Origin of the sequence: Acetobacterium sp., assembly GCF_041752335.1 — a bacterium.
Lineage (GTDB): Bacteria > Bacillota > Clostridia > Eubacteriales > Eubacteriaceae > Acetobacterium.
The window spans coordinates 45,846-55,859 of sequence record NZ_JBGSHG010000083.1; the positions used below are offsets into that span (position 1 = coordinate 45,846).

Annotated in this window: 10 protein-coding genes; 5 read left to right on the forward strand and 5 right to left on the reverse strand. The window is 45.5% G+C overall.

Annotated features, from left to right (window positions below):
- Positions 1-15 precede the first annotated feature (15 nt).
- From ACEW8F_RS10915 to ACEW8F_RS10925, 3 genes are read right to left on the reverse strand one after another with little or no spacing between them, the layout of a single operon-like run.
- Entirely contained in the window at positions 16-1,944 is a 1,929-nt protein-coding gene (locus ACEW8F_RS10915; RefSeq protein WP_373483499.1) for an ABC transporter ATP-binding protein, read from the reverse strand.
- Complete coding sequence (locus ACEW8F_RS10920; RefSeq protein ID WP_373483500.1) at positions 1,941-4,175, reverse strand: ABC transporter ATP-binding protein; 2,235 nt, start codon at positions 4,173-4,175, stop codon at positions 1,941-1,943. Before ACEW8F_RS10920 ends, ACEW8F_RS10915 begins: the two co-directional genes overlap by 4 nt.
- A 45-nt stretch (positions 4,176-4,220) precedes the next feature.
- Complete coding sequence (locus ACEW8F_RS10925; RefSeq protein ID WP_373483501.1) at positions 4,221-4,715, reverse strand: MarR family winged helix-turn-helix transcriptional regulator; 495 nt, start codon at positions 4,713-4,715, stop codon at positions 4,221-4,223.
- A gap of 184 nt (positions 4,716-4,899) precedes the next feature.
- On the opposite strand from ACEW8F_RS10925, the gene ACEW8F_RS10930 reads away from it, so the two are divergent.
- From ACEW8F_RS10930 to tsaA, 5 genes are all read left to right on the forward strand, one after another.
- Complete coding sequence (locus ACEW8F_RS10930) at positions 4,900-5,745, forward strand: Cof-type HAD-IIB family hydrolase (protein ID WP_373483502.1); 846 nt, start codon at positions 4,900-4,902, stop codon at positions 5,743-5,745.
- Between the two features lie 10 nt (positions 5,746-5,755).
- The gene (locus ACEW8F_RS10935) at positions 5,756-6,460 is read left to right on the forward strand and encodes an AzlC family ABC transporter permease (protein ID WP_373483503.1); all 705 of its coding nucleotides are present in this window, start codon (positions 5,756-5,758) and stop codon (positions 6,458-6,460) included.
- On the forward strand, positions 6,457-6,792 hold the full coding sequence (locus ACEW8F_RS10940; RefSeq protein ID WP_373483504.1) for a branched-chain amino acid transporter permease: 336 nt from the start codon (positions 6,457-6,459) through the stop codon (positions 6,790-6,792). Before ACEW8F_RS10935 ends, ACEW8F_RS10940 begins: the two co-directional genes overlap by 4 nt.
- Before the next feature lie 37 nt (positions 6,793-6,829).
- Complete coding sequence (locus tag ACEW8F_RS10945) at positions 6,830-7,666, forward strand: MerR family transcriptional regulator (RefSeq protein WP_373483508.1); 837 nt, start codon at positions 6,830-6,832, stop codon at positions 7,664-7,666.
- Between the two features lie 113 nt (positions 7,667-7,779).
- The gene (tsaA, locus tag ACEW8F_RS10950) at positions 7,780-8,256 is read left to right on the forward strand and encodes a tRNA (N6-threonylcarbamoyladenosine(37)-N6)-methyltransferase TrmO (protein ID WP_373483505.1); all 477 of its coding nucleotides are present in this window, start codon (positions 7,780-7,782) and stop codon (positions 8,254-8,256) included.
- A 9-nt stretch (positions 8,257-8,265) separates the two neighbouring features.
- Here tsaA and trmB read toward each other — a convergent pair whose 3' ends face one another.
- Positions 8,266-8,922: a tRNA (guanosine(46)-N7)-methyltransferase TrmB gene (gene trmB / locus ACEW8F_RS10955; RefSeq protein ID WP_373483506.1), complete on the reverse strand. Its 657-nt coding sequence runs from the start codon at positions 8,920-8,922 to the stop codon at positions 8,266-8,268.
- Between the two features lie 29 nt (positions 8,923-8,951).
- Positions 8,952-10,014: ATP-binding cassette domain-containing protein (locus ACEW8F_RS10960; RefSeq protein WP_373483507.1), on the reverse strand; the 1,063-nt coding region annotated here is incomplete at its 5' end.

Here is a 10,014-nt window from a genome sequence, read left to right on the forward strand (position 1 = left end):
AATTAGTTATAATAATTAGTTGAACATGGACCCAACATTTTGCAAATCTTGAGCCAATTCATTTTCCAGTTCCTCAGCTTTTTCAAACTGCGAGTTGTAAAGTTTGGCATAGAAACCATTCGCAGTCAGCAGGTTTTCATGGTTACCCTGTTCGACAATGTCGCCTTCATTCATAACCAGAATGAGGTCGGCATTTTTAATGGTCGATAGGCGATGGGCGATGACAAAACTGGTTCGCCCCTCCATCAGGTTGTCCATCGCTTTCTGAATCAGCATTTCGGTACGGGTATCCACCGAGCTGGTGGCTTCATCAAGAATTAGGATTTTAGGATCAGCTAAAATGGCCCGGGCAATCGTCAGCAGCTGTTTCTGTCCCTGGGAGACATTGCTGGCTTCTTCATTTAAGAACATGTTGTAACCATCCGGCAGGGTGTGGACAAAATAGTCCACCTGGGCGGCGACAGCAGCAGCTTCCACTTCGGCATCTGTAGCATCGAGACGGCCATATTTGATATTGTCGCGGATGCTGGCATTGTAAAGCCAGGTATCCTGGAGTACCATCCCAAAAAGACTGCGCAGATCGCCGCGGCTGAAGTCCTTGATATTATGGCCATCCACCAGGATGGCACCGGATTCGACATCATAAAAACGCATCAACAGCTTGACGATAGTGGTTTTACCAGCTCCGGTGGGACCAACAATGGCAATCTTCTGCCCTTCTTTGATGTGGGCAGAAAAGTCTTTAATAACCGTTTTATCGGGATTATAACCAAAGTTGACGTGGTCAAAATCGACACTGCCAGAAACCGTTGCGAGATCAAAAGCAGTGGTGCTTTCGGAAACCTCTTCTTCTTCATCCAGAAAGGTGAAAACCCGTTCGGCAGCGGCGGTGGTTTGCTGCAGAATGTTAGAAATATTGGCGATCTGCATAATCGGCTGGGTAAACTGGCGGACGTATTGGATAAAGGCCTGAATATCGCCAACGCTTAAGCGACCGTTAACCGCCAGATAACCGCCGAGAATACAAACGGCGACATAACCGAGATTACCGATAAAGGTCATCATCGGCATCATCAGTCCGGACAGGAACTGCGATTTCCAGGCCGAGCTGTAGAGCGTGGTGTTATAGTGGTCGAAGGTTTCAAAAGAAGATGCTTCGCCGTTAAAGGCCTTAACCACGTTGTGCCCGCTGTACATTTCTTCCACATGGCCGTTAATATGACCCAGATAGGTTTGTTGTTCGCTGAAATGCGGCTGCGACTTTTTAACAATATTAACTACAATGACAAACGAGATGGGGACAATCAACAGTGCTACAATCGTCATTTGCCAACTGATTGAGAACATCATAATCAGAATACCCACCAGCGTGGCCACCGAGGTAATGATCTGGGTGACACTCTGGTTCAGAGTCTGGTTGACTGTTTCAATATCATTGGTCAGGAAGGAAAGCACCTCACCATAGCTGGTTTTGTCAAAATATTTAAAGGGCAGCCGATTAATTTTAGCAAAAATATTTCGTCGCAGTTGATAGGTTACTTTCATCGAAACTCCGGTCATAATATAGCCCTGAATATAAGAAAACAGCGCGGCAATGACATAGAGACCTAGGAGCAGGATCAGGATCTGACCGATATAGTCAAAATCGATGCCTTTGCCATTATCGGCAATCATATTCATGACCCCTTCAAAAAGCGCCGTGGTGGCGTTTCCCAGGATTTTGGGGCCGACAATCATGAAAACGGTCGAGGCCACCGCGAATATCAGTACAAAAAAGAGACTGATCTTATAGGCCGACAGATAGCGGGCCAGTTTTTTAAGGCTGCCCTTAAAATCTTTGGGTTTTTCGCCGGGCATCATTCCGGCCGGTCCCCCGGGGCCTCGACCCATTCCGCCGCCGATGGGGCCGCGTTTTGGTGTTTTGATATTATTTTGATCGCTCATATGTTTAGTTCCTCCTCTGATAATTGTGAGGATGCAATTTCCTGGTAGGTTATACAATTTTTCAACAATTCATGGTGGTTTCCTTGGCCAACCACCCGGCCGTGATCCAGAACGATGATCTGCTCTGCGTGCATAATCGTGTTGATCCGCTGGGCGACGATCAGCACCGTACTATTGCCGGTGTACTCTTTTAAAGCCCGGCGCAGCGCCACATCGGTTTTGTAATCCAAAGCTGAAAAGCTGTCGTCAAAGATGTAGATATCCGGTTTTCGGACCAACGCCCGGGCAATTGACAGGCGTTGTTTCTGCCCGCCGGAAACATTACTGCCACCTTGGGCGATTTCCCGTTCATAGCCGTCCTGACTGCCTTCGATAAAGTCGGTGGCCTGGGCGACCTGGGCGGCAATGGCCAGGTCGGCTTCATTGGCATTCGGATCGCCATATTTGAGATTGGAAGCGACAGTGCCGGAAAACAGCACCCCTTTTTGGGGAATGTAACCAATTTTCTGCCGCAGATCGTGCTGGGTGACCTCCCGGATATCCAGACCATCGATTTTCACAGTACCGGAGGAGACATCGAAAAATCGCGGAATCAGGTTAATCAGGGTTGACTTACCCGAACCGGTGGAACCGATGAAAGCGGTGGTTTCACCGGGCTTGGCGACAAAGCTGATATCGTGGAGGACATCTTCCTCGGCCCCTTCATAACGGAAGGAGACATGATCGAACTCCAGGGTGGTCTGGGCGTTCATCGGCAGTTGTTTGGGTGTGGCGGGATCGATAATGCTGGGTTTAACCGCCAGTACTTCCTGAATCCGATCGCCGGAAACCGCCGCCCGGGGAATCATGATAAACATCATCGACATCATCAGGAAGGAGAAAATAATCTGCATCGTGTATTGCATAAAGGCCATCATATCGCCAACCTGCATGGCTGAAGCGGCGATTTGCTGAGCTCCGACCCAGACAACTAACAGGGTGACGCCATTCATGATAAACATCATGGTCGGCATCATAAAGACCATGACCCGATTAACAAAGAGATTATTGGCAGTGGTGTCCTGGTTTACCGCATCAAAGCGGTTTTCTTCGAATTTCTGGTTACCGAAAGCCCGCACAACCATCAAGCCAGTCAGGCTTTCCCGAGTGACCAGATTCAGTTTATCAACCAGTTTCTGGATCAGTTTAAAGCGGGGCATCGCAATGGTAAAAACCACACCAATAATCAAGATAATGGCTAAGACGGCCACAACGATAATCCAACCCATCGAAGTGGTCCGTCGCAGCGCCATAATGATCCCGCCGATGGCCAAAATCGGAGAATAGCAGAGAATTCGAATCCCCATAATCAGCATCGTCTGGATTTGGGTGATATCATTGGTGTTTCTGGTGATTAATGAAGCAGTTGAGAACTTATCGAACTCGGTATTGGAAAAGCATTGTACCTTTCTAAAGACATCCCGGCGGAGACTTTGGGAAACCCCGGCGGCAGTTCGGGCTGAAAAAAAGCCAACCCCGATGGCTGCCAAAATAGCGATTAACGAAAGCAACAACATAATTGCGCCAATTTTTAAAATGTAAAGATTTTGAATGGCTCCGACATCAACCCCAAGTTCGGTATAGAATTGCTTGGTGAACTGAACGGCGGTTTGAACCTGCATTGATTCCGGGGTTTCAGCTGCCTGTTCCCGGGCTTCATCAAAGGTGGCTGGAGGAAGCTGCGTGAGCATCGGCAGAGCCTGGTAAATCTCGGTAAAATCGAGATCGGTTGCGCTTGCGGTGGAACTGGAGTCAGCCGCACTGGTATCCAGGGAACGCATGTAATTAATAAATGTCCAGGTTGCTGCTCCGAAGATAGGATCCAGGGTGGCAAATGTTTCGGCACTGGCATCCGTCAGGACATAAATCGACTCGGTTCCCAGCGCCGGGAATTTTTCTAGCGTGGCTTGATAGTCGGGATTAGTGGTGTCATCCGGACTCATCAGCAGGTAGTCATCCGCCACGCTCTGCTGGTCAGCTGCGGTCATAAAGGTCGTCATCAGGGCATAGCCGTCTTCACTGATGGCTTCCGGAGTTGCGTGTTCGATCCCATTTTGCTGGATACCCACATTGACAATATCCGACATGTAGTTGGGCAGGTTCAGATCGGATATGGCCTGCACAAAAAGCAGTGCCAGGGTAATGAAAAGGACCCCCAGATAGGGTTTTAAATAGCGTGAAAGCTTGATCATGTTGTTTTCCTTTCTTTTGTTTCGTTTGGTTCTAAGTTGAACTGGTTATTGATCGATCTGATTATGATCAATCTGATCAAAGGCGACTGTCAATTTGTCTAATAGATGAATAAGCGACTGGGTGTCTTTTTCGCCTAAAAGTAGAGCTGCTTCATCATAGATCTGATAGCAGGACTTTGATGCATCGGCCTCAAGTTGTTTACCAGACCCAGTCAGATTAACATAAACCAATCGTCGATCCTGATTTGAGGCAATTCGTTTTACATAACCATGTTTTTCCAAAGCAGAGATGGTTTGAGAAACACCAGGCATCGAAATTGAAATCACACGGCTCAGCTCAGATACTTTAATGCCGGGAGGGACATCGGTTTGGTTTTTTGCAGCATCATCTTCTTGTTCGGTCAGTAATTTTTTCAGGGTGCTTAACATAAAAAATTCATGGGGTTTGAGATCATGCGAAAAGTTTTTATGAATGATTCCCATACTTGCTTTTTTAATGCGATGAAATGCCTGAAATAGTTCGTGTCCTTGAGGATTCAATGGAAACTCCTTTCATGGGTAAATATTTAAGCAGGATAATAGTTAATCCAAGTTAAGTATTATTAGTATAACCTAAATTGGCGAAGTTGCAAGAAAAAATAATATTGAAAAGGTTTAGCAAAAAAAAATATGTTATAATAGGCCATCGATTAAGAAAAATTAAGGAAATGGAGTAAGCAGTGCAATGACAATAAAAATGATTATAACTGATTTGGACGGTACCTTATTAAACAGTGCCAACACAATTTCAGACAAGAATATACAGGCGTTTAGAAAAGCAATAACGATGGGAATTATTCCGGTGGTGGCAACCGGACGTATTGATAGCGAAGCCCTCTTTTTTGCCCGGTCGATTGGAGCAACAGATTACCTTATCGCTGGCAGTGGTGGTGTGATTAAGGATTACAAAAATAATAAGATTATTCATGAGGTTGCTTTAGACAGTAAAAATATTAAGGAATTATTGGGGATTGTTGAATCCTGTAATGAAATATTTTGGCAGGCATTTACAAATAGAGGCTGCGTTTGCACGGAAAAATCTTTTGTCTGGATGGATCGGTCTGGCTGGGCTAAAGCACATGTGGAAGAGTTTAAGGATAAGCAAATTGTAGCAAGAGATGTACAAGCTTACGTAGACAATCACGAGTTGGGGATTAATAAATTAGTTATATCATCAACAAATTATAGTTTATTAGATGAACTCATGGAAAAAATGGATAAAATAGATGGCGTGGAAGTGATTAGACCGATGGATTATTGTGCGGAGTGTATTCCGGCCGGGGTGAATAAGGGTTTTGGTTTAATAAAATTGTGTAATTATTTAGAGGTTGATATTAAAGACGTGATGGTTATTGGTGACAGCGACAATGACAGAGAAATGTTTGAGGTTCATGGACCACTGAAAATAGCCATGGGAAATGCAAGGGATTCAATCAAAGAACTTGCCACCCACATTGTGTCCACTAATGAAAAGGATGGTGTTGCCGAAGCCATTAATAAATTTGTTTTAAACAAAAAAGCAGAAGAGTAAGTAGGTTGGCATGAAAAGAGAAACATTAAAATATGCATTTATTCAAACCCTGCCAGTTCTTTTCGGTTATGTTTTCATGGGGATAGCCTTTGGCATTCTGCTGGAAAAAGCCGGCTACAATTTTATCTGGGCATTTTTCATCAGCTTAATTATTTACGCCGGTTCGATGCAGTTTGTGCTGATCGGTATGCTGGGCGGCGGCATGGGACTCTTGTCGATGATCATCCTGACTTTGTCGGTCCAGAGCCGTCATATCTTTTATGGTCTATCCTTTATCGAAAAATTTAAAGCGATGGGAAAATGGGGCTGGTATATGATTTTCTCATTAACCGACGAAACCTATTCGTTGCTGTGCGGGATGAATATACCCAAAGATCTCAATCAGAAGCAGGTGTTTTTTACCGTGGCGGCTCTCGATCAAAGTTACTGGATTATTGGCTGCACCCTTGGCGCCGTCATCGGCAGTTTCATCGGTTTTGATACCACTGGCATTGATTTTGCCATGACCGCCCTGTTTGTGGTTATTTTTATTGAACAATGGTATAGTTATCAATCCCATTTGCCGGCTCTGGTTGGGACGGTTTGCGGGGTGGCATCGCTGTTCATCTTTGGCGCCGGGGCCTTTATCTTACCGGCCCTGATTGCTTCGGTTTGTTTGCTGTTGGTTTTTAAAAACAGCATTCAACAAGGGGAAAATCAGGAGGTGTGTCAATGAGTTCAGATTTATTAACGCCATTTTTTGTGATTCTGGTGGTTGCGGGATGTACCTTTCTGACCCGCTTTCTGCCCTTTGCCCTTTTTGGCGGCGGTAAGGAAGTGCCGGCTCTAGTTAAAACCCTGGGTGATCTGCTGCCGCCGGCGGTCATTGCCATTCTGGTGGTTTATTGTTTAAAAGGCGTCAATTTGATGGTGCCACCCCATGGTTTTCCCGAGTTTATTGCGGTGGGGATTGTGGCGCTGCTCCACATCTGGAAGCGTAACAATTTGCTGAGCATTGGCGGGGGAACGCTGCTCTATATGGTGCTGATCCAAATGGTGTTTATCTAGTTGGAATTGAAGGGTGAGACAGTGAAAAGAGGAAATGATGTTTAAAATCGGTGAGTTTTCTAAATTAACTCAGGTATCGATTCGGATGCTCCGCTATTATGATGAAAATGACTTATTGAAACCTGCCCAGACAGATCCTTTTACCGGTTATCGCCTTTATTCGGTGGAACAAATTCCGAAACTGCAAAAGATTATCTTCTTAAGAGATATTGGCTATACAGTTGCGGAGATTGGGGTGGCGCTGGATCATTGGAGTGGAAATTTTATAGCTGATCAATTAAGAAACAAACAAATCGAAGTACGACGATCGCTGGAGCAAGAACAGGAAAAGCTGAGTAAAATAGAAACTGCTTTGGACAGCATCAAAAAAGATGAAATCGGTATTCGTTATAACTTTACCATTAAGCAGATTCCTTCATACCCGGTTATTTCACTGCGGCGGGTGATACCAAATTATTTTTATGAGGGAATGCTTTGGCAAGAACTGACAGAATTAATAGACAAGAGTAAAATTGAGCTGCCAGTAACGCAACAGTGCTTTGCTGTTTACCACGATAACGAATTTAAGGAAGCCGATGTGGATGTGGAGGTCTGTGTGGTGGTTACAAAGGCTGTGGCGGTGGCTGAACCGCTGTGTTTTCGAAGGACAGAGGCGGTGGCGATGATGGCCTGCACCATGGTTTATGGCCCCTACGAAAATATCTCCGGGACTTTTCGCGCCTTGGCCTATTGGCTGACTGAACATGCCGGATATAGAATGAAAGGAAAAGACCGGCAAATCTGTCATCGGGGGCCCTGGAATGAGGAAAACCCGGATCACTATCTGACTGAAATTCAAATTGAACTGGAAAAAACTGAGATCTCAAGCAAGTAATCTGTCTAGTTAACGTTTTAGCAGTCGATTGATCATCGGCTGTTTTTTTAGTTGACTCTGACATGGTGTCAGGGTCTAGAATGAGGGTATAATAAAATTATGGAGGTAAGCAAATGGAACAAGGCTACGTAAAACCAATTGGCACCATTCATGTTCAGGGTGAGAACATCTTTATTGAACTGGAAGAGGCCTATCGTGAAGGGCTGGAAGGACTGGACGGATTTTCTCACATCAATGTTTTCTGGTGGTTCAGTGAGTTTGATAATGAAGAGGCAAGAAAGGTTCTTTCTGGGCACCAGCCCTACAAGCTGGCCCCGGAGGTGATGGGGGTATTTGCCACCCGATCGCCGCTTCGGCCCAATCCCATTGCCTTAACCCCGGTTTCGGTGCTGGAAATCGACTATCAAAAAGGTGTCATCCGGATTCCCTACATTGACGCCAATGATGGCACCCCGGTGCTGGATATCAAACCTTATACCCCTAGTCTGGATCGGGTAGAAAATCCCAAGGTGCCGAGCTGGTGCGATCATTGGCCTAAAAGTGTTGAAGGGTCCGGAGACTTTAATTGGGAAGATGAGTTTAACTTCTAAAAGTTAAGACTAACCGATTGTAGCAATTAAAAATTTAATCTTAATCCCCTGCTCGGCATACATTTTTTCGTGCTCGGTTTTTATATTGTCCGGGTAGTCCGCGGCGTGAAGATCAGGGATCAGGGTTGTGATGGTAAAACCGGCTGCTTCAAAATAGTTGATGGAGTCGGCAAACAGCTCATCATTGTCGGTCTTAAAATAGATTTCGCCGTTTTCTGATAAGAGCTGCTTATATTTTTCCAGATGTTTGCTATGAGTCAGACGTTTTTTCTGGTAGCGACGGCGCGGCCAGGGATTACAGAAATTAATGTAAATCCGCTCGACACCATCCTCTGAGGAGAGGATGGTGTCAATGCGTTCAATGTCCCAGGACATGATCTGGACATTGTCAATGGCTCGATGCTTGTCGGCATAGGCCGATTCAATATTACGTTTGGTCAAACCCAGCACCGCGTCAATCAGATCAATGGCCAGATAGTTGATCTCCGGATGGCGGCTGCCCAATGCCGCAATAAAGGTTCCTTTGCCGCAGCCCAATTCAATATGAAGGGGCTGCTTTTTTTCAAATAACGGTTGCCATTGCCCGCGATGATCCGGGGGATAGGCCTGAAAAAATCCACAGGCCTCCAGTTCTGGGCGGGCCCAGGGTTTTGGTCGTATATGCATGGTGTTACTCCTTTGGTAAATTGTTCTTTTTAGAGTTTTATAATTTTTGTCGCTATATGGTCAATGAAGGATCGGTCATGCTCCACAAAAATCATGGTTGGCGGGGTCTGTAACAAAAGTTCTTCAATCTGCACCCGGGAGAGCACGTCGATATAATTTAGCGGTTCGTCCCACAAGTATAAATGAGCCGACTGACAAAGGCTGCGGGCTAAATAGACCTTCTTTTTTTGACCCTCACTGAAGCTTCCCAGATTTTTTTCAAATTGTTCCCGGTTGAATCCCAGCTTTCGCAAAATGGTTTTAAACAGACTTTCGTCAATCCCTTCGCGGCGGGAATAATCACGGAGATCCCTGGTCAGCAAGTCGGTATCTTGAGGAATATGTGAAAGTTGCAGTTGACTGCCCAGGTTCAGACTGCCGGAGAAGCTGATCGGTTCGCCCAGCAGTAGTTTAAGCAGACTGGATTTTCCCGAGCCGTTCGGACCGACAATGGCAATGCGGTCGCCCTGATTGATCTCGAAATTTAAATTTTCAAGAATTGGTCGATCGCCATAGCTAAGGGACAGGTTATTTGCCGAAATCAGCCGGTCTTTTTGATAAGATCGGGGTCGGATCTGGAGCGCATCGGCCCAGTCAATGTTCTTCAGCAGTTTTTCTTTTGACTCAATACTTTGATGCTGGCGTTTTTCCAGCGACTTGGATCGTTTCATCATTTTGGCCGACTGATGGCCAATATGGCCGCGATCGGGGCGAAGACCGGAAACCCGTTGGCCGTTTTTTGACTTCTCAACGGCATGAGACCAATTTTCGGTTCGTTTAGCGACGGTTTTTAATTGCACAATTTTCTGGTTGAGTTTTTTATTCTGATTGAGTTCAAACTGATCCTGACGCTGTTTGTTAATGAGCCAGGTGGAATAGTTGCCTTTCTGGATATCGATGTTCATTTTGTTAATTGACAAGACGTGATCCACGCAGTTATCCAGAAAGGTGCGGTCGTGGGAAACCAGAATAAAACCCTGTTTTTTATTCAAATACTCACTAACGATTTGACGGCCTTCCAGATCCAGGTGATTGGTAGGTTCATCAATTAAG

Excerpts from the sequence above, each read along its gene's own strand:
- ACEW8F_RS10915 (WP_373483499.1), bottom strand. The coding sequence starts at position 1,944 with ATGAGCGATCAAAATAATATCAAAACACCAAAACGCGGCCCCATCGGC.
- ACEW8F_RS10920 (WP_373483500.1), bottom strand. The coding sequence starts at position 4,175 with ATGATCAAGCTTTCACGCTATTTAAAACCCTATCTGGGGGTCCTTTTC.
- ACEW8F_RS10930 (WP_373483502.1), top strand. The coding sequence starts at position 4,900 with ATGACAATAAAAATGATTATAACTGATTTGGACGGTACCTTATTAAAC.
- ACEW8F_RS10935 (WP_373483503.1), top strand. The coding sequence starts at position 5,756 with ATGAAAAGAGAAACATTAAAATATGCATTTATTCAAACCCTGCCAGTT.
- ACEW8F_RS10940 (WP_373483504.1), top strand. The coding sequence starts at position 6,457 with ATGAGTTCAGATTTATTAACGCCATTTTTTGTGATTCTGGTGGTTGCG.
- ACEW8F_RS10945 (WP_373483508.1), top strand. The coding sequence starts at position 6,830 with ATGTTTAAAATCGGTGAGTTTTCTAAATTAACTCAGGTATCGATTCGG.
- tsaA (WP_373483505.1), top strand. The coding sequence starts at position 7,780 with ATGGAACAAGGCTACGTAAAACCAATTGGCACCATTCATGTTCAGGGT.
- trmB (WP_373483506.1), bottom strand. The coding sequence starts at position 8,922 with ATGCATATACGACCAAAACCCTGGGCCCGCCCAGAACTGGAGGCCTGT.